Raw genomic sequence first — 18,872 nt, forward strand, 5'->3', positions numbered from 1 at the left:
TATTCGGCAGGTGCTGGTTTACGCCGGATCGATGGGGGAGGAGCCGAGGTTGCGGGCGCTCGGACGGCTGACGGGCGGTTCGACGATCGACTCGAGGAACGCCCACGCGTCCATGCGCCAGCGGTCGCCGGCGACGTCGATCGCCTCGATCCGGAACGGCGGGGTGAGGATCGCGTCCCAGTCGATGGAGTCGAGCACGCGCCGCGGGATCATCTCGTCCACGTACGGGGCCTCGCGCTCCGGATCCGGAGCCACCTCGGGAGCGTCGCCGTCGACCAGGCCCTCGAGCCGGTCGATCATCGCGTCGTCGAACGCCTGCATGCGGGTGACGAGGGTGTGGAGCTCGTCGGCTTCGAGCCCGGCGACGAGTTCGAGGAGGTACGCGCGCCCCGGATAGGCGTCCGCCGGCACATCGACGATGTTGTACCGGCCGTCATCGGAGATCCACATGCGTCAACGGTAGCCCGTCATCGCTGGGGGCCGGGCGAGAGTGCGCCGTCGCTCAGGATTCCGGCGGCCGCTGCGTCGGGTGCACCGGGAGCTCGGCGGCGGGACGGACGAGTGCGGTCCGGCCGGGTTCCGCGAAGCCGAACTGCTCGTAGAGCCCGTGCGCGTCGCTCGTGAAGAGCGTCCATCGGAAGTGCGCGCCGGGCCCGTCGTCGATCATCGCCTGCACGATGCGTTTGCCGAGACCGCGACCGCGGTGTGCTTCGAGCACGACGACGTCCGCGAGGTAGGCGAAGCCGAGCCCGTCGGAGACCGCACGGGCGAAGCCGACCTGCGCGCCGGTCTCCTCCTCGTACACGCCGATGACCCGCCAGGCGTCGTCGATCTGCGCCTCGACCTCGGCCCGGCTGCGCCACTTGGCCCAGTAGACCTCGCGGAGTGCGCCCCACACGGCGTCGCGGTCGATGCGGTCCTTCGAGTCGTCGACGAGGTAGCCCATCGCTCCACAGTATGGCGGCCGGAAGCGGGGTTCCGAGTGCCGATCCGGGGTCGGTGGACCGATCGTCATCCGGCGACACGTGGAATAGCCGCGCGGCCCTCCGCCTTACCGTGAGAGAGGCATACGCCTGAACCGAAGCTCTGGAGGATCATCAGATGACTCACGCCCGCACCACCCTCGGAACGTCCGACCTGTCCGTCTTCCCGCTGAACCTCGGCGGCAACGTGTTCGGCTGGACCGCCGACCGGCAGACCTCGTTCGACATCCTCGACGCCTTCGTCGCGGGCGGCGGCAACTTCATCGACACCGCCGACGGCTACTCCGCGTGGGTCCCGGGCAACACCGGCGGCGACTCCGAGCGCCTCATCGGTGAGTGGCAGGAGCTGCGCGGCAACCGCGACGAGCTCGTCATCGCGACGAAGGTCAGCCAGCACCCCGACTTCCAGGGACTCGCCGCCGACAACATCCTGAAGGCCGCCGACGCGTCGCTCGAGCGCCTCCGCACCGACCACATCGACCTCTACTACGCGCACTTCGACGACGAGTCCGTCCCGCTGGAGGAGACGGTGACCGCGCTGTCGTCGCTCGTCGACGCGGGCAAGGTCCGTTACCTCGGTATCTCCAACTACTCCGCCGCCCGCATCGCCGAGTGGTTCGAGATCGTCGAGGCCAAGGGGCTGCACCGCCCGATCGCCCTCCAGCCGCACTACAACCTCGTCGAGCGTGAGTTCGAGGGGGAGCTGCGCACCATCGCCGAGCGCGAGCAGCTCGCCGTGCTGCCCTACTTCTCGCTCGCGAAGGGCTTCCTCACCGGGAAGTACCGCGAGGGTGCGAGCGTCGACAGCGTCCGCGCGGAGGGTGCCCAGGCGTACCTCGCCGACCACGCCGCGCTCCTGCCCGTGCTCGACGAAGTGGCATCCGCCCACGGTGTCTCGGTCGCGACGGTCTCGCTCGCGTGGCTCCGTTCGCAGCCGACCGTCGCCGCGCCGATCGCGAGCGCCCGCACCGTCGAGCAGCTGCCCGACCTCCTCGCCTCCGCGACCCTCGAGCTCTCCGCCGACGAGCTCGCGGCGCTCACCGCCGCCTCGGTCGCCTAGCGCGCTCCGTCGGTCCCCGGTCCGTGTGTCTCCACCGGTCCCTGAGCCTGTCGAAGGGCGCACCTCGACAGGCTCGGTGACCGGTGGGTTCGGCGACCGGCGGCAGGTGACCGAACCCCGCCAGGCTCGTCGGAGCTGCCGGAAACACCCCGGCAACATGGGGCCGAGTAGAGTCGGGCCATGGGCGATCTGTTCAATGGCTACGGCGGCACACTGGCTCCGCGCAAGACGGTGAGCGGTGTCCCCGCCTTCGACGAGATGTTCGGCGAGGCGGCGGAACACGCCGGTGGCGCGACGGCCAGACGGGCGTATCAGGAGATCTACACCTCCCTCGCACGCATGACCCAGGAGGAGCTCCGCGGGCGCACCGACGCCCTCGCCAGCTCCTATCTCGCGCAGGGCGTCACCTTCGACTTCGCCGGTGAGGAGCGTCCGTTCCCGCTCGACGCGGTCCCGCGGGTGATCGAGCAGCAGGAGTGGACGCAGGTCGAGGCCGGCATCAAGCAGCGGGTCAAGGCGCTCGAGGCGTTCCTCGCTGACGTCTACGGCCCGCAGCTCGCGGTGCGCGACGGCGTCATCCCCGCCAAACTCATCTCCTCGTCCTCCCACTTCCACCGGCAGGCCTACGGGATCCAGGCGGCGAACGGCGTCCGCATCCAGGTCTCCGGCATCGACCTCATCCGCGACGAACACGGCCAGATGCGCGTCCTCGAGGACAACGTGCGCGTCCCGTCCGGCGTCAGCTACGTCATCTCGAACCGCCGGGTCATGGCGCAGACCCTCCCGGAGCTCTTCGTCTCGATGCGGGTGCGCCCCGTCGGCGACTACCCGAACAAGCTCCTGCAGGCCCTCCGTGCCTCGGCCCCACCCGGTGTCGAGGACCCGAACGTCGTCGTGCTCACCCCCGGCGTGTACAACTCCGCCTACTTCGAGCACACCCTGCTCGCGCGCCTCATGGGCGTCGAGCTGGTCGAAGGCCGCGACCTCTTCTGCTCCGGCGGCAAGGTGTTCATGCGCACCACGGCCGGCCCCACCCGCGTCGACGTCATCTACCGTCGCGTCGACGACGAGTTCCTCGACCCGCTGTCGTTCCGCGCCGACTCGATGCTCGGCTCGCCCGGCCTGATGCTCGCGGCCCGCCTCGGCAACGTGACGATCGCGAACGCGGTCGGCAACGGGGTCGCCGACGACAAGCTCGTCTACACGTACCTGCCCGACCTCATCAAGTACTACCTCGCCGAGGACGCGATCCTCCCGAACGTCGACACCTGGCGTCTCGAGGACCCGCTCGCCCTGGAGGAGGTGCTCGACCGGCTCGACGAGCTCGTGATCAAGCCCGTCGACGGCTCGGGCGGCAAGGGGCTCGTCGTGGGGCCGGACGCCTCGAAGGAGGAGCTCGCGACCCTGAAGACGAAGCTGCAGGAGGACCCGCGCGGCTGGATCGCGCAGCCAGTCGTCATGCTGTCCACCATCCCGACCCTCGTCGAGGACGGGATGCGCCCGCGCCACGCCGACCTGCGGCCCTTCGCCGTCAACGACGGCAACGACGTCTGGGTCCTGCCGGGCGGCCTGACCCGCGTCGCGTTGCCGGAGGGCCAGCTGGTCGTGAACTCCAGCCAGGGTGGTGGCTCGAAGGACACCTGGGTCGTCGGCCGTGCCTACGACCCGAATGCCGCTCCCGAGGCCTCGTCGCACGACATCCAGGGGCTCGTCGCCGAGCAGGCCACGACGGAGACGACGTCGATCCCGATCATCTACGACCACGGCACGACCCCGGAGCACTCGCCCCAGGACCGGCCGACGGGCAACCAGGACCAGCAGGAGCAGCAGCAGCAGGCGCGTGCAGACGCACCGTCTGAGCGTGTCGACGGGCAGGAGGACGCAGCATGCTGAGCCGGATCGCCGAGAGCCTGTTCTGGATCGGTCGCTACATCGAGCGGAGCGACGGCACCGCCCGCATCCTCGACGTCCACCTGCAGTTGCTGCTGGAGGACCCGTGGATCGACGAGGACACCGCCTGCCGTTCGCTGCTGTCCGTGATGGGGAGCGACGCACCGGCCGACCAGGAGCTCACGCGCCAGGACGTCCTCGCGCAGCTCGCCGTCGACCGCACCCACCCGGCGTCGATCGCCTACTCCCTGGGCGCCGCGCGGGAGAACGCCCGTCGTGCCCGCGAGATCGTGTCGACCGAGCTGTGGGAGTGCCTCAACACCACCCGCGCGCGGATGCCCCGACGGGTCGCGAGCGACAAGGTGCACGAGTTCTTCGGCTGGGTCCGCGAACGCTCGGCGCTCGCCGTCGGCATCGTCGACTCCGCCACGAGCCGCGACGACGCCTGGCGGTTCTTCACCCTCGGCCGCAGTCTCGAACGCGCCGACATGACCGCCCGCCTGCTGGCGACGCGGTCGCTCACCGAGGCCAGTGGTCCGTCGTGGACGACGATCCTCCGCTCCTGCGGCGCGTACGAGGCGTACCTGCGCACCTACCGCGGCATGCCGAGCGCGAAGAACGCCGCCGAGTTCCTGCTGCTCGACCAGCTGTTCCCGCGCTCCGTCATGTTCTCGATCAGCCGGGCCGAGGAGTGCATGCGCGACCTCGAACCGCGGCGCGGTCGCGTCGGCACGGTCGACTCCGCCCAGCGGTTGCTCGGTCAGATCCGCAGCGACCTCGAGTACCGCCCCATCCAGGACACCCTCGGCGACCTCCCCGGCCGGATGGACGCCGTGCAGAACGTCACGAGCCAGGTGTCCGAGGCGATCCGCGAACGCTACTTCCCCACGCATGCGGTGCCCGCGTGGATCGGAGAGAACTCATGACCCGTCTGCACATCAAGCACAGCACCGGATTCTCGTACGCCGGCAAGGTGAACGCCTCCTACAACGAGGCGCGCATGCTCCCCGTCACCACGGAGGACCAGTACGTGCTGTACTCGCACATCGACATCCAGCCCGGTGCGTCGCAGTCGACGTACACGGACTACTGGGGTATGAAGGTGTCGGCCTTCGAGGTGCTCACCCCGCACGACGAGCTGTCGCTCACGGCCACGAGCCTCGTCGAGGTCCGCCCTCGGAAGCACGAACCGCACCCGACCGGCTGGGAGCAGCTCGACATCGCGACGCAGGCGGCCGTCACCCGGGTGGAGCACCTGGAGCAGACCCGCCGGACCACGCCGCCGGACGACCTCGTCGAGCTCGCCCGGACCATCGCCGACCGTCACGAGAGCCCCTGCGAGGCAGCCATGGCGATCAGTCGTGAGATCGGCGAGCAGATGGACTACGTGCAGGGCGTCACGAGTGTGTACTCGACGGCGGCCGAGGCGTGGGCCAACCGCAAGGGCGTCTGTCAGGACATCACGCACATCGTCCTCGGGGCGCTGCGGTCCGTCGGGATCCCGGCGCGCTACGTGTCCGGATACCTGCACCCGAAGCCGCACGCGGCGATCGGTGAGACGGTCACCGGGGAGTCGCACGCTTGGGTGGAGTGGTTCTGTGGCGACTGGCGCGGCTTCGACCCGACCAACATGGTCGACGTCGGCGAGCGTCACGTGCTCATCGGGCGTGGTCGGGACTACGGAGACGTGTCCCCGCTCCGCGGCGTCTACGCGGGTCCGTACCGGTCGAAGCTCTTCGTGAAGGTCGAGATCACCCGCGAGGCCTGACCCGGGGTTGGTGCCAGCGCGGTGCGCTGACGTGAGCGCGGGTCATGCGCGTGAGCGCGGTGCTCCGGAGGGGCGCGCCCACGCGTGCGGCCCGCGGTCGTGCCCCTTCCAGCGCTCTCACGCCAGCGCACCGCGCTGACGCCCGGAGGCCGGCGCTCGCTTCAGCGCACCGCGCTGACATCTGTCCGCGTGGGCGACACCCGTAGGATCGACGGCATGCAGACCGAGATGATCGTCCCGGCCCGCCGCCCGATGAAGCTGATCCCCGCGGTGCTGCTGGCGGCGTCCGCGTTCTGCCTCTTCGGCCTGATGCAGCCCCTCGCCGGGTACCCGTTGCTCGTCGCCGCGCTGGTCACGGCGATCCTCATCGACCGTGCGCTCGCGCAGGACCTGTTCCTCATCGCGATCGGGATCGGCATCGTCTCGACCACCTCGGTGGAGGCGGACGTCTCCTGGCCGAGCTTCTTCCGCATCGGCACCGTCCTCCTGCTGGCGGTCGGCGTGCCGTTCCTCATCGACCGCTTCGTCTACCGGCGGAAGGCGATCGTCTTCCCCTGGCGCAGCCGCGAGAAGAAGACGAAGGGCGAGATCGCGTACCTGTTCGCGGTCCCGCTCCTCGGGTGGGCGATCCTGCCGTTCTACTTCATCCGATCCGGTGCCTACGAGAACTGGCCGGTGATCAGCGACGCCGGTGAACTCGGGCGGTTCTTCGTCGGGGTGAACGCAGTCGGCACCTGGGACGAGCTCTTCTTCATCTGCACCTGCTTCGCGCTGCTGCGACGGCACTTCCCGGTCTGGCAGGCCAACCTGCTGCAGGCCGTCATCTTCGTCTCGTTCCTCTGGGAACTCGGCTACCGCTCGTGGGGTCCGCTTCTGACGTTCCCGTTCGCGCTCCTCCAGGGGTACCTGTTCTCGAAGACGCGCTCACTCGGCTACATCCTCGCCGTGCACCTGCTCTTCGACGCGATCGTGTTCCTCGCGATCGTGCACGCGCACCACCGCGACTGGATCCCGATCTTCTGGTACTGACCGGAGCGGGTCAGGGGACGGCGGGCTTCGATGCCTTGCCGTCGAGCCAGAGCTCCGTCGACTCGTCGCGGTGCACGCCGTCGGTGCCCACATGCTTCTCGCTGATCGTGGGACCGTTCTTGATGACGTGCACGAGCGCCATGCCATGGCCGCGGCCGAGCTCGTAGTCGGTCTGCAACCACTCGAGGATCTCGCCGGCCTTCGTGGACCCGTCGAACCCACGGGCGTGCGCCTCGTCCACGAGCTCGCGGGGCGTCTTGCCGGTCTTGGCTTCCGCCGCGTCGAGGTAGGCCTGGAACGACATGACTGCTCCTTCGTCGGTGGGATGTCAGCGACATCGTACCCAGCACCGGTGGCGCCGCGACAGACCCGGTTCCGCGCCAGACGGCGACCCTCCAGGATGGGCGCCCGGCGCGCCAATAGGGTGAGGGGATGGAACGCCCCCGCAGGACCCCAGCAGGATTCGCCGCGACCGTCGGCATCGACCTCCTCGCCGTCATCGTGTTCGTCCTCATCGGCCGGGCCAGCCATGGCGAAGGGATCCTCGGCATCCTCGTGACCCTGTGGCCGTTCGCCGTCGGGCTGCTCGTCGGGCACGTGCTCGCCCTCGTCCTCGGCCAGCGCGAGACCCGCGCCGTGCGCTGGGCGGGCGTCATCGTCTGGGTGTCGACCGTCGTCGTCGGCATGGTGCTGCGAGCGGTGTCCGGCCAGGGCGTGCAGCTCAGCTTCGTCATCGTGACCGTCATCGTCCTCGCCGTCCTGCTCCTCGGCTGGCGCCTGGTCGCCTGGCTCATCGCTCGCCGGCGCCACTGATGCGCGCATGAGCGCCGTCGCCTGGGGGCGCTGGTACTTCGGCGTCCAGGCCGTCGCCGGCGCCGCCTGGTGGGTGTCGGTGTTCCTCGTCCCGTTCGTCCGCGACGCGACCCTCGGTTCCCTCGACCCGGTGATCATGGCGCTGCTCGACGTGCCGTTGTTCGTCGTCGCCTCGGCGCTCGCCGCGATCGGGATCCGCTGGGCGGCGATCCTGGCGACGGGATGGACGCTGCTCGTCACCGTCGCACTCGGCGTGTTCGCGGCGGTGACCGGCCAGGCGGGCATCGGAGCCCTGCTGATGGTCGGCGCCGCCGTCGGATCGGTCACGGCACTCGCGCTCGTCCTCACCGGTGGGATCCCGAGGGCGTGGATCGCGATCGGACCGTTCGCCTTCCGCCCGGCGGATCCGACGGCGTCGACCGGGGCGCAGCTCGGGCGGACGGCCATCGAGATCGTCGCGTTCTGGGGCGTCTTCCTCGCGGTCATCCCGGCGGTGCTGCGGTTCTTCGAGCTGCGGTGGCAGGTCGCGATCACGCTCCCCGGTGCCGAGCCGTTCGCCGTCATCGCCGGGGTCGTCGTCCTCGTGCTCGGCAGCATCGTCGGGCTGTGGTCCGCGGCTGCGATGGCGACCACGGGAGGCGGGACGCCGCTGCCGGCGGCGATGCCGAACCGCCTGGTCGTCGCCGGACCCTACCGCTTCGTCCGCAACCCGATGGCGGTCGGCAGCATCGTCCAGGGGATCGGCGTCGGCCTGCTGCTGTCGTCCTGGATCGTGGTCGTCTACGCGGTCTTCGGCGCGGTCGTGTGGAACGTCCTCGTCCGGCCCGTCGAGGAGGCCGACCTCGAGGCCCGCTTCGGCGAACCGTACCGTCGGTACCGGTCGGCGCTCCGCTGCTGGGTGCCGAGCCTCCGCCCGGTGCCCGCCCGTCGGTGATCCACGACGAACGGGCCGCTGCGGGGCGGCCCGGCTAGCGGCGGGAGCCGGTGAGTGAGCTGCGCTCCTCGACCGGTGACGGCTCCGCACGGGGTTCGGCCATCGCCGTCACGCGCGGCTTCGCCTTCGGCAGCGGGATCGGCGAGGTGAGCGCGATCTGCTCCGAGAACTCCTCGGGGGTGACCGGTGCGACGACGCCGTCGTGGGTGAACTGCAGCCGCCAGCGGGAGTCCGGGGCGACGCGCAGGCGCAGGTGGTGCCGCACGACCCCGTAGAGCAGACCGGTGGCGCAGGCGATGAAGCCCGCCAAGGCCCCGAGCCCGAGTGCCCACCGCGGCCCGAGAGTGTTCGCGACCCACCCGACGATCGGCGCACCGATGGGCGTGCCACCCATGAGGATCGCCATGTACAGCGCCATCACCCGGCCGCGCACGGCGGCCTCCGTGGTGGTCTGGACGAGTCCGTTCGCGGTGGTGAGCAGGGTCACGGTCGAGAAGCCGACGAGGATGAGCACGGCGGCGAACGTCCAGTAGCTCGGCATGAACGCGGCCGTCAGGGCGGCGACGCCGAAGAGGCCGGCCGCACCGACGATCATGCGCATCTGCGCCTGGGCCCGCCGCGCGGCGAGCAGCGCTCCGGTCAGTGAACCGATCGCGAGGACGGAGGAGAGGATCCCGTACTCACCGGCACCCTTCCCGAACTCGACCGCCATCGTCGACGCGAAGATCGGGAAGTTCATGCCGAACGCGCCCATGATGAAGACGATCACGAACACGACCATGAGGTCGGGGCGTCCGCGGACGTAGCGGAAGCCCTCGACGAACTGCCCGCGGGCGCGCGGTGCCCGCGGTGGTCGGCGGAGCTTGCCGGTGCGGAGGGCGAGCAGCGCCCCGATGACGCCGAGGAAGGTGAAGGCGTTGACGACGAAGACCCACCCGGACCCGATCGCGACGATGAGGAGACCGGCGATCGCCGGGCCGACCATGCGGGCCGCGTTGAACGACGCCGAGTTGAGGGCGACCGCGTTCGACATGTTGTGCTCGTCGACGAGCTCCGAGACGAAGGTCTGGCGGGCCGGGCCGTCGACCGCGTTGATGATGCCGAGCGCGAGCGCGAAGAGGTACATGTGCCACAGTTCGGCGTGCCCGAAGATGAGCAGCGCGCCGAGGGCGAACGCCAGGAGCATGAGGCTCGACTGGGTGAGGATGAGGATCTTGCGCTTGTCGAAGCGGTCCGCGATGAGGCCGGTGATCGGCACGAGCACCAGCTGGGGCCCGAACTGCAGGGCCATGGTGGCGCCGACGGCCACGGCGTCGTTGTCGGTCAGGTCGGTCAGGACGACCCAGTTCTGGGTGGTGGCCTGCATCCACGCGCCGACGTTCGACACGAGGGCGCCGATGAACCAGATGCGGTAGTTGACGCTGGACAGGGAACGGAACATTGCACTCACTGGGTGGCGAGTCTCCTCATGATCTCGGCTGCGCGGGCGAGGGTGTCGCGTTCGTCCGGGGTGAGCGCGCGCAGCTGCTGGGTGATCCACGCGTCGCGTTTCCGGACGGTCTCGGTGACGGTGGTGTGGCCCGCTTCGGTGAGGGCGATGGTGACCTTGCGGCGGTCGGCCGTGTCGGTTTCGCGGGTGACGTACCCGGCCTCTTCGAGGCAGTTGACGGTGCGGTTCATCGATGGCGCGGACACGCGGTCGCGTTCGGCGAGCGCACTGAGTGTCGCGGAGCCCTCTTTGTAGAGCCCTCCGAGCACGGAGAACTGCGGATCGCTGAGGTCGTCGACGCTCTTCTCGCCGCGCAGGCGCCTCGCCAATCGGAAGGTGCCCATGCGGAGTTCGGAGGCCTGCTCCGCGATCGTCCGTGCTGTCGTCTTCGGTGCCGCTGTGCCTGCCACGAATGCTTAGCCTAGCTCATTAGTGAGGCTAAGTAAAGGCTCCGAGGCAGGTGCAGCGGTGCTGGTCACAACCAGCGACGGAACCGGAAGATCGCGTACAGCGTGCCGGAGAGGGCGAGCATCGCGCCGATCGCGGCGGGGTAGCCGAACTGCCAGTGCAGCTCGGGCATCGCGTCGAAGTTCATGCCGTAGACGGTGCCGATGAGCGTCGGTGCGAAGAGGATCGCCGCCCACGAGGAGATGCGCTTGATCTCCTCGTTCTGCGCCAACGCCGTCTCGCTCATGCGGCGCGACTCCTCGTTCTGCGCGAGGCTCGCCTCGGAGAGTCGGCGCATCTCCTCGTTCTGCTGCTGCGTCATGAGGGTCGCGTGCACGGTCAGCGCGTTCCGGAGCAGGTGACGGAAGGAGTCAACCCGCTCGGCGATCCGCAGGACGTGGTCGAGCACGTCCCGGAACCCGTTGCGGAGTTCCTCGTCGAGCCCGTACTTGTCGGCTCCCTGCAGGAGTCCGTGGAGCACGGCGCGGAGCGGGGCGGTCGCGCGCTGGAACGCCATCACCTGTCGCAGCAGTTCATAGATGCGACGCGAGACGTCCGCGGCGTCGCCGAAGAGCTCGTCCTCGATCTCGTCGATGTCGTTCTCCAAGCCGGCGACGACGGGTCCGTAGCCGTCGACGACCTGGTCGACCACCGCGTGCAGGACGGCGTCGGGGCCGAGCGCGAGGATGTCGGGTCGCGCCTCGAGGCGCCGACGGACCTGACCGAGGTCGGGCTTCTCAGCGTGCCGGACCGTGACCACGAAGCCGGGGCCGACGAACAGGTGCACTTCGCCGAACTCGACCCGCTCCTCGGCGTCCAGGTAGTGGGCGGGACGCAGGACGACGAAGAGGGTGTCACCGTAGCGTTCCAGCTTGGCCCGCTGGTGGCCCTTCAGGGCGTCCTCCACGGCGAGGGGATGCAGGTCGAACTCCTGCGCGACGGAACGGATCTCCGACGGCTGCGGGCGGTACAGCCCGATCCAGGCCATGCCGCGCTGCTCGTTCAGGAGTTCGTACGTCGCGTCGAGGGAGCGCGGGCTCGCCGAGCGCCGCCCGGTCACGTAGATGCCGTTGTCGATGAGTGCCATGAGGTCTCCGTCCATCGATGGACGGGAGCGTGCGGCGGCCGCGCGGGTGCGGACGATCCTGGGGGATCGCACCCGGGGAGGTGTGAGTGGGCGCCTCGGCGGCGGCGGGGCAGCGCCTACCGGGTGGGGGAGGCGGAGCGGTTCGTCGACGCGATGGCGCGGGTACTGTCACCAGCCATGGCCGCTCACCTCGCTTCCGTCGATCCCTGCGGCCCGCCGTTCGGGCCTCGATCACCGTACGCCTGCCGCTGACGAACCGCAAACCCGCATCTGTGGGCTGACCGGGACCTGCCGCGCGGTGTGGAGGAGGCGAGGCGTGGAGCGTGCAGAAGGCCTACGCTGGCGGGATGAGCGAGCAGATCCCGCCACCTGTCGACGCCGACGACGCGAACCGGCCGTTCGAGCCGAGGCCGTACACGACCGAGACGATCGTGGACGACGACGGCGTGACGATCTACCTCTACGTGTGGGAGGTGGCGAACCCGAAGGCCGTCGTGCACATCGCGCACGGCGCCGGCGAGCACGCCCTCCGCTACGGCCGCCTCGCCGCGGCACTCAACGACGCCGGCTACACGGTCGTCGCCGACGACCACCGGGGCCATGGCCGGACCGGCCTCGAACACCTGGGCCTCGGCAAGCTCGGGCCCCGCACCACCTGGGGTGCGATCGCCTCGCTCGCCGCCGTCGGTCGCCACCTGCGCACCCGGTTCCCGGAGTCGGCGTTGGCGCTCCTCGGCCACAGCTGGGGCTCGCTCATGGCGCAGAAGGTCGCCGCGCACCACGACCTCTACGAGTACCTCATCCTCTCGGGGACCTCGCTGGCCATGCCGGGCGTCATCAACGCCGGCGACCTCAACAAGCGGTGGCGGAAGACCGGCACCACGGGCCTCGAGTGGTTGAACCGGGATCCCGCCGCCTGGGCCGCCTTCGCCGCCGACGAGCGAAACTTCGACATCGGCGTCACGCCCGTGTGGAACCCGATCCAGGCGTTCGCCTTCCTCGGCCGCCCGCCCCGCCACATGCCGCGCAAGCTGCCCGTGCTCATCATCGGCGGCTCTGACGACGCGCTCGGCGGCGTCCGCGGGCTCACCCTCCTGCGCGACGCCTACGTCAAGCGCTCGAAGCTCACGGACGTGACGCTCATCATCTACCCCGACGCCCGACACGAGATCTTCAACGAGCTGAACCGCGAGGACGTCGAGCGCGACGTCGTGCAGTGGCTCGACAAGCGCACCTGAGTCGGCGTCCCGGCGCCGCGCCCGGTCCCTGAGCTCACCCCGTCTGGTCCCTGAGCTCACCCCGTCCGGTCCCTGAGCTTGTCGAAGGGCGCGGGACCGGGACAAGCACGGCGACCACGGGGTACAGTCGCGGCATCCACTCTCGACGCGGAGGAGACCCGGTGACCTCGGACGGCCCCACCTACAGCCATCGTCGGCGCAACCCGGCCGAGCGCATCGCGCGGTCCCTCGCCGGGGCGAGCACCGTCTCGTACTGGCTCGACACCTCGGAACGGCCCACGCCGGAGCCCCGCCTCGTCGGCCACGTCGACACCGATCTGCTCGTCGTCGGTGGCGGCTACTCCGGGCTCTGGACGGCGCTCATCGCGAAGGAGGCAGACCCCTCGCGCGACGTGGTCCTCATCGAGGGCAAGGAGGTCGGGTGGGCGGCGAGCGGCCGCAACGGCGGCTTCTTCGAAGCGAGCCTCACCCACGGCGACGACAACGGGGAACGCCACTTCGCCGAGGAGCTGCCACAACTCGAACGGCTCGCGGACGAGAACTTCGACGAGTTCGTCGCCACGCTCGACCGCCTCGGGATCGACGCCGAGTTCGAGCACACGGGCGTGCTCACGGTCGCGACCGAGCCGCACCAGGTGGACGCCCTCCGCGAGGTCTCGGGCGACGGCGTCTTCCTCGACCGGGAGGCGGTCCAGGAGCTCGTGCACTCCCCGGTGTATCTGGCGGGTCAGCGCGAGTGGAGGAGCACCGCGCTCGTCCACCCGGCGAAGCTCGCCTGGGGCTTGAAGCGCGCCTGCATCGAGCTCGGCGTCCGGGTGTTCGAGCACACGCCGGCGACCGGTCTGCGGCGCTCGGGCGAGGGCGTCGCGGTGACCACGCGGCAGGGGAGCGTGCAGGCCCGCCGGGTCGCGCTCGCCACCAACGGCTTCCCCTCGCTCCTCAAGCGCACCGAGTTGCTCACCATCCCCGTGTACGACTACGTGCTCATGACCGAACCGCTCACCGCCGAGCAACTGGCGAGCATCGGCTGGACGGACCGGTTCGGCATCGCCGACTCGAGCCGCGAGTTCCACTACTCCCGCCGCTCGGCCGACGACCGCATCCTCTACGGCGGCTTCGACGCCGTCTACCACCGCGGCGGCAGGATCCGTCCCGAGCACGACCAGCGCCGCGAGACCTTCGAGACGCTCGCCGACCACTTCTTCACGACCTACCCGCAGCTCGACGTGCGGTTCACCCACGCCTGGGGCGGCATGATCGACATGTGCTCCCGCCTCTCGGCCTTCCAGGGCTCGGCACTCGGCGGTCGTGTCGCCTACAGCGCGGGGTTCACCGGGCTCGGCGTCGGGGCGACGCGCTTCGGGGCGAAGGTCATGCTCGACCTGCTGAGTGGCGAGTCGACGGAGCTGACCCGGCTGCGGATGGTGCGGTCCAAGCCGATCCCCATCCCACCCGAGCCCATCGCGAACCCCGCCATCCAGACGGTCCGCCGCGCCGTCGCCCGTTCTGACGCGAACGAGGGCCGCGACGGCCTGCTCCTGCAGGTCATGGACCGCTTCGGCATCGGGTTCGACTCCTGAGCCGATCGGCACCGCTTCCGGGGAATCCGGACGCCGTCCAGGAATAGGCTGGGGGCATGCATGGTGAGTACAAGGTCCCGGGTGGCAAGCTCGTCGTCGTCGATCTCGACGTGGTCGACGGTCGGATCGCCGACTTCCGCTTGGCGGGCGACTTCTTCCTCGAACCGGACGACGCGCTCGCGCTGATCGACCGCGCGGTCACCGGCCTGCCGGCCACGACCGACGCTGCCGGGCTCGCCGCCGCCATCCGCGGGGCGCTGCCGGAGAACGCCGTGCTCCTCGGCTTCACCCCGGAGGCCGTCGCGACCGCCATCCGCCGCTCGCTCGCGAAGGCCACCGGCTGGGGCGACTACGACTGGCAGCTCATCCACGACGGTTCGGTCTCCCCGCAGCTGCACCTGGCGCTCGACGAGGTGCTCACCAACGAGGTCGGCGAGGGTCGCCGCGGCCCGACGCTGCGCATCTGGGAGTGGGACCAGTCGGCGGTCGTCATCGGCAGCTTCCAGTCGCTCAAGAACGAGGTCGACCTCGACAACGCGAAGGCGAACGGCTTCGAGGTCGTCCGCCGGGTCTCCGGTGGCGGCGCCATGATGATGCAGCGCGGCGGGATCATCACCTACTCGCTCTACGTGCCCGCGGAGCTCGTGAACGGCATGACCTTCGCCGACTCCTACGCCTACCTCGACGACTGGGTGCTCGTCGCCCTCCGCTCGCTCGGCATCGAGGCGACGTACCAGCCGCTCAACGACATCACGAGCCCATCCGGCAAGATCGGCGGGGCGGCACAGAAGCGCCTCGGGAACGGCGCGGTGCTGCACCACGTCACGATGAGCTACGACATGGACGGCGAGCTCATGACGCAGGTGCTGCGCATCGGGCGCGAGAAGCTCAGCGACAAGGGGACGACCTCGGCGGCCAAGCGCGTCGACCCGCTCCGCAGCCAGACGGGACTTTCGCGCGCCGAGATCATCGACCGCATGAAGGACACCTTCGTGGAGATCACCGGCGCGACCCCCGGCCACGTCACGGAGGCCGAGCTCAAGGCGGCCGAGTCGCTCGTCGAATCGAAGTTCGACACCGACGCCTGGCTCACCCGCGTCCCCTGACCCGGCCCTGCGTCGGTCGCCACGCGACCAGCGCACGCCGGAGCCCGCGGACTAGGGTGGGGGAACGATGACAGCGCAGAACGAGACACCCGACACCCCGGTCCCCGCCACGCAGGCCTCCCTCGAGCAACGACTCACCGACGCGGTCGCCGCCGAGAGCGAGCCCCGCGTCGTCGAGCGCTGCGTCTCGCTCCTCGCCGGCCGGTACGAGGGCGAGGACTTCCTCCGCGTCGTCGGTGGTCACCACGCCGAGGGCATCCTCGGTGGCGCGCCTGCGTTGTACTGGCCGGAACTCTGGGGCACCCGCGCCCTGCTCCACGTCTGGGACGACTCCGCGACCTCGGCCGTCGTCGCCGCACTCGGCAACCAGGCCTGGCGCGTCCGCGAGATGGCCGCACGGGTGTGCGCCGAGCGTCGCGTCGGTGACGTCGCCACGATCGCCCCGCTGCTCAACGACGACCACGCCCGCGTCCGCGCGGGTGGTGCCAGGGCGCTCGCCGCCGTCGGGGGCGACGAGGCCAAGCCGCTCCTCGAAGGTCTCCTCCGCGATCCCGACCGCGAGGTCCGTCGCGCCGCCCAGCAGTCGGCGAAGGCGCTCAGCGCGCGTAGCTGAGCCACCGCCGCGCCGCGCCGACAGACGGCGCTAGTGGGTCGCCGCCTCCAGCACGATGATGACGACGCCGAACAGGGCCGTCGCCACACCGCCGAGGAGGCACCACCACCAGCGCGAGCCGCGCACCACGAAGGCCGCGCACCCGAGCACGAACAGCATCAGCGTCGACACCTGCAGCGCGAGGTTGACCGCCTGCTCATGGGCGAGGCCGCCCGCGACGCCCACGATGAGCGGGATGGTGGGCAGCACGGCGGAGAGCAGCATGCCGAACGACTCCTCGAAGCCGTGCCGGATCGACGCACCGAGCGTGACGGTGCCCTCGTGCCGGTCATCACCGTGGTGGGCGAGCGCCGCCGAGTAGACGTGCGCCAACCAGAACACGACGAGGGTGATCGCGCTCGTGAAGAGCACCTGCTCGACGTCGTCCTCCTCGTACACGCTCGACGCGCCGACGAGGCCGGCGTACACGATGGTGCCGTAGATCGCGCTCGACGACGTGAGGCGACGCAACGGTGACGAGTTCGGCTGCATGATCCAGAGGATAGCGGGCCGGGCGGCACCGCGTCCGGCTTCCGGCGACGGCCGGGATCAGACCGCGTCGCTCCGCTCGCCGCGCTCGCCGCGCTCGTAGACCGAGGCCGCGGGCCCGACGATGTTCGTGTCCGGGGTCCCCACCACCTCGTGGTCCTTGTTCGCGTAGTCGAAGCGGTGCAGCACGTGCCGCATCGCCTCCACGCGGGCGCGCTTCTTGTCGTTGCTCTTCACGATGGTCCACGGGGCGTCGGGGGTGTCGGTCGCTTCGAGCATCGCCTCCTTCGCCCGGGTGTAGTCACCCCACTTGTCGAGCGAGGCGAGGTCCATCGGCGACAGCTTCCACTGCCGGACCGGGTCCACCTGGCGGATCGCGAAGCGGGTGCGCTGCTCGTCCGCGGAGACGGAGAACCAGAACTTCACGAGGTCGACGCCGTCGCCGACGAGCATCTGCTCGAACAGCGGGGCCTGGCGCATGAACTCGTCGTACTGCGCGGGCGTGCAGAACCCCATGACCCGTTCGACGCCGGCGCGGTTGTACCAGGAGCGGTCGAACAGCACGATCTCGCCGGCCGCCGGAAGGTGCTGCACGTAGCGCTGGAAGTACCACTGGGTGGACTCACGGGCCGTCGGCTTCTCGAGCGCCACGACGCGGGCACCGCGCGGGTTGAGGTGCTCGGTGAACCGCTTGATCGTCCCACCCTTACCCGCGGCGTCACGCCCCTCGAACACGACGACGAGGCGCCGGTCGTTCGCCTTGATCCAGTTCTGCAGCTTCAACAGCTCGATCTGGAGCAGGCGCTTGTCGCTTTCGTACTGCTCGCGCGACATGCGCTCCGCGTACGGGTAGCCCTCGCGCCACGTGTCGATGTGGGAGCCGGCGGCGTCGAGCAGGATCGGGTCGTCGTCGTCGACGTCGACCACCTGGTAGCCGTCCATCCGGTCGAGCGGGGGCGGCGGAGCGTAGTGCGAGACGAGTTGCTGCATGGTCGGGACGCTAGTCCCCGTGCGTAACCGCCAGGTGGACGGAGGATGACGCGTCGGGGTCCGGTCAGCTCGCCGAGCGGGTGAGGAGGTCCTGGCGCTCCGGGTGAGCGTCGAACCACTCGCCGACGTACCAGCACATGGGCACGATCCGCCGCTCGCTGTGCTGCTCGACGTCGTCGACCGCGTAGGCGACGAGCTCGCCCGCGTACCCCTTGCCGCGGAACGGCGGCGTCGTGAAGGTGCGGGGGAACGAGATCGAGTCGCCGGAGATCCGGTAGTCGACGACGCTCACCAGCTGGCCGTCGACGTGCATGGTGTATCGCTGGGCGTCGGTCTCGTTGGCGAACTCGGTGGTCATACGGGGTGCAACGCGCGGGCCGGGTCGTTCCTTCCCGCCGGGGCGGGGCCGGACTGCCAGAATGGGCACATGTCCCTCGCCGCAGCAGCTCCCGACGGGTCGCCGCTGTGGACGCACGACGGCCCGGACCTCGTGCTCGAAGGCGACAACCTCGACGTCGTGGCGCAGCTGCCCGACGAGGCGTTCACGCTCATCTACCTCGACCCGCCCTTCAACACGGGCCGGGTGCAGCGCCGCCACTCCTCGACCTCGGTCCGCACGGCCGAGACGGGCGTGAACCGGTTCGCGGGGTTCAAGGGGCAGGCCTACGAGCGCATCCGCGGCGACCTCCGACGGTTCGACGACGCCTTCGACGACTACTGGGGCTTCCTCGAACCACGGCTCGTCGAGGCCTGGCGGGTCCTCGCCGCCGACGGCACGCTCTACCTCCACCTCGACTACCGCGAGGCCCACTACGCCAAGGTGCTGCTCGACGCCCTCTTCGGCCGCGAGTGCTTCCTCAACGAGATCATCTGGGCCTACGACTACGGCGCGAAGGCGCAGAGCCGCTGGCCGACGAAGCACGACACGATCCTCGTCTACGTGAAGGACCCGAAGGGGTACCACTTCGACAACGCGACCGTCGACCGCGAGCCCTACATGGCGCCCGGCCTGGTCACCGCGGAGAAGGCCGCACGCGGCAAGCTGCCGACGGACGTCTGGTGGCACACGATCGTGTCGCCGACCGGTCGCGAGAAGACCGGCTACCCGACGCAGAAGCCGGAGGGGATCCTCCGCCGGATCGTGCAGGCCTCCTCCCGTGAGGGCGACTGGGTGCTCGACTTCTTCGCCGGCAGTGGCACGACGGGCGCGGTGGCGAAGGCGCTCGGACGTCGGTACGTGCTCGTCGACGAGAACCCGCAGGCGCTCGAGATCATCCGGGCCAGGCTGGCCCGGTAGGGAACCCGACCCGGTCCCTG

Annotated in this window: 21 protein-coding genes; 12 read left to right on the forward strand and 9 right to left on the reverse strand. The window is 70.1% G+C overall.

Going from position 1 to position 18,872, the window contains the following annotated elements; all coding sequences use genetic code 11:
• Positions 1–18 precede the first annotated feature (18 nt).
• Positions 19–450 carry a hypothetical protein gene (locus tag QRN26_RS16630; protein WP_285037606.1) on the reverse strand — a complete coding sequence of 144 codons (432 nt, stop codon included), beginning with the start codon at positions 448–450 and terminating at the stop codon, positions 19–21.
• 52 nt (positions 451–502) lie between these two features.
• Complete coding sequence (locus QRN26_RS16635; protein WP_285037607.1) at positions 503–946, reverse strand: GNAT family N-acetyltransferase; 444 nt, start codon at positions 944–946, stop codon at positions 503–505.
• Positions 947–1,101: 155 nt separating this feature from the next.
• Between QRN26_RS16635 and QRN26_RS16640 the strand changes: the two genes are divergently transcribed.
• The 5 genes from QRN26_RS16640 (at position 1,102) to QRN26_RS16660 (ending at position 6,730) form a co-directional block, all read left to right on the forward strand.
• Positions 1,102–2,043 carry an aldo/keto reductase gene (locus QRN26_RS16640; RefSeq protein ID WP_056010847.1) on the forward strand — a complete coding sequence of 314 codons (942 nt, stop codon included), beginning with the start codon at positions 1,102–1,104 and terminating at the stop codon, positions 2,041–2,043.
• A gap of 180 nt (positions 2,044–2,223) precedes the next feature.
• Complete coding sequence (locus tag QRN26_RS16645; protein WP_056010850.1) at positions 2,224–3,936, forward strand: circularly permuted type 2 ATP-grasp protein; 1,713 nt, start codon at positions 2,224–2,226, stop codon at positions 3,934–3,936.
• Entirely contained in the window at positions 3,930–4,859 is a 930-nt protein-coding gene (locus tag QRN26_RS16650) for an alpha-E domain-containing protein (protein WP_056010853.1), read from the forward strand. Before QRN26_RS16645 ends, QRN26_RS16650 begins: the two co-directional genes overlap by 7 nt.
• The gene (locus tag QRN26_RS16655) at positions 4,856–5,701 is read left to right on the forward strand and encodes a transglutaminase family protein (protein ID WP_056010854.1); all 846 of its coding nucleotides are present in this window, start codon (positions 4,856–4,858) and stop codon (positions 5,699–5,701) included. Before QRN26_RS16650 ends, QRN26_RS16655 begins: the two co-directional genes overlap by 4 nt.
• Before the next feature lie 216 nt (positions 5,702–5,917).
• A complete protein-coding gene (locus QRN26_RS16660; RefSeq protein WP_285037608.1) occupies positions 5,918–6,730 on the forward strand; it encodes a CPBP family intramembrane glutamic endopeptidase in 813 nt (270 codons plus the stop codon).
• A 10-nt stretch (positions 6,731–6,740) separates the two neighbouring features.
• On the opposite strand, the gene QRN26_RS16665 is transcribed toward QRN26_RS16660, so the two are convergent.
• A complete protein-coding gene (locus tag QRN26_RS16665) occupies positions 6,741–7,034 on the reverse strand; it encodes a DUF4287 domain-containing protein (RefSeq protein ID WP_285037609.1) in 294 nt (97 codons plus the stop codon).
• Between the two features lie 128 nt (positions 7,035–7,162).
• Here QRN26_RS16665 and QRN26_RS16670 point away from each other — a divergent pair, with 128 nt between their 5' ends.
• A complete protein-coding gene (locus QRN26_RS16670; protein WP_056010862.1) occupies positions 7,163–7,543 on the forward strand; it encodes a DUF3054 domain-containing protein in 381 nt (126 codons plus the stop codon).
• 7 nt (positions 7,544–7,550) lie between these two features.
• Entirely contained in the window at positions 7,551–8,477 is a 927-nt protein-coding gene (locus tag QRN26_RS16675; RefSeq protein WP_285037610.1) for a methyltransferase family protein, read from the forward strand.
• 34 nt (positions 8,478–8,511) lie between these two features.
• Here the strand turns inward: QRN26_RS16675 and QRN26_RS16680 are convergent, their stop codons facing one another.
• The 3 genes from QRN26_RS16680 to QRN26_RS16690 all read right to left on the reverse strand — a co-directional run bounded on the left by QRN26_RS16680 (position 8,512) and on the right by QRN26_RS16690 (position 11,500).
• The gene (locus tag QRN26_RS16680; RefSeq protein ID WP_285037611.1) at positions 8,512–9,918 is read right to left on the reverse strand and encodes an MFS transporter; all 1,407 of its coding nucleotides are present in this window, start codon (positions 9,916–9,918) and stop codon (positions 8,512–8,514) included.
• Between the two features lie 5 nt (positions 9,919–9,923).
• Positions 9,924–10,376 carry a MarR family winged helix-turn-helix transcriptional regulator gene (locus tag QRN26_RS16685; RefSeq protein ID WP_327078820.1) on the reverse strand — a complete coding sequence of 151 codons (453 nt, stop codon included), beginning with the start codon at positions 10,374–10,376 and terminating at the stop codon, positions 9,924–9,926.
• Between the two features lie 65 nt (positions 10,377–10,441).
• Positions 10,442–11,500 carry a magnesium and cobalt transport protein CorA gene (locus tag QRN26_RS16690; RefSeq protein WP_056010871.1) on the reverse strand — a complete coding sequence of 353 codons (1,059 nt, stop codon included), beginning with the start codon at positions 11,498–11,500 and terminating at the stop codon, positions 10,442–10,444.
• 347 nt (positions 11,501–11,847) lie between these two features.
• Here QRN26_RS16690 and QRN26_RS16695 point away from each other — a divergent pair, with 347 nt between their 5' ends.
• The 4 genes from QRN26_RS16695 to QRN26_RS16710 all read left to right on the forward strand — a co-directional run bounded on the left by QRN26_RS16695 (position 11,848) and on the right by QRN26_RS16710 (position 16,037).
• A complete protein-coding gene (locus tag QRN26_RS16695) occupies positions 11,848–12,738 on the forward strand; it encodes an alpha/beta hydrolase (RefSeq protein ID WP_285037612.1) in 891 nt (296 codons plus the stop codon).
• Between the two features lie 161 nt (positions 12,739–12,899).
• Positions 12,900–14,318, forward strand: coding sequence for an NAD(P)/FAD-dependent oxidoreductase (locus tag QRN26_RS16700; protein ID WP_285037613.1), 1,419 nt, complete (start codon positions 12,900–12,902; stop codon positions 14,316–14,318).
• Positions 14,319–14,374: 56 nt separating this feature from the next.
• A complete protein-coding gene (lplAB, locus tag QRN26_RS16705; RefSeq protein WP_285037614.1) occupies positions 14,375–15,424 on the forward strand; it encodes a lipoate-protein ligase LplAB in 1,050 nt (349 codons plus the stop codon).
• Positions 15,425–15,491: 67 nt separating this feature from the next.
• Positions 15,492–16,037, forward strand: coding sequence for a HEAT repeat domain-containing protein (locus tag QRN26_RS16710; RefSeq protein ID WP_285037615.1), 546 nt, complete (start codon positions 15,492–15,494; stop codon positions 16,035–16,037).
• A gap of 30 nt (positions 16,038–16,067) precedes the next feature.
• Here the strand turns inward: QRN26_RS16710 and QRN26_RS16715 are convergent, their stop codons facing one another.
• The 3 genes from QRN26_RS16715 to QRN26_RS16725 form a co-directional block, all read right to left on the reverse strand.
• Positions 16,068–16,568, reverse strand: coding sequence for a hypothetical protein (locus tag QRN26_RS16715; protein ID WP_056010879.1), 501 nt, complete (start codon positions 16,566–16,568; stop codon positions 16,068–16,070).
• Positions 16,569–16,625: 57 nt separating this feature from the next.
• The gene (ppk2, locus tag QRN26_RS16720) at positions 16,626–17,555 is read right to left on the reverse strand and encodes a polyphosphate kinase 2 (protein WP_502927678.1); all 930 of its coding nucleotides are present in this window, start codon (positions 17,553–17,555) and stop codon (positions 16,626–16,628) included.
• Positions 17,556–17,619: 64 nt separating this feature from the next.
• Positions 17,620–17,913 (reverse strand): GNAT family N-acetyltransferase, encoded by a 294-nt coding sequence (locus QRN26_RS16725; RefSeq protein WP_285037617.1) that lies wholly within the window; start codon positions 17,911–17,913, stop codon positions 17,620–17,622.
• 69 nt (positions 17,914–17,982) lie between these two features.
• Here QRN26_RS16725 and QRN26_RS16730 point away from each other — a divergent pair, with 69 nt between their 5' ends.
• Positions 17,983–18,852: a DNA-methyltransferase gene (locus tag QRN26_RS16730; protein WP_285037618.1), complete on the forward strand. Its 870-nt coding sequence runs from the start codon at positions 17,983–17,985 to the stop codon at positions 18,850–18,852.
• The last annotated feature ends 20 nt before the right edge of the window (positions 18,853–18,872 follow it).

It is taken from the genome of Plantibacter sp. ME-Dv--P-095 (assembly GCF_030209365.1).
GTDB lineage: Bacteria > Actinomycetota > Actinomycetes > Actinomycetales > Microbacteriaceae > Plantibacter.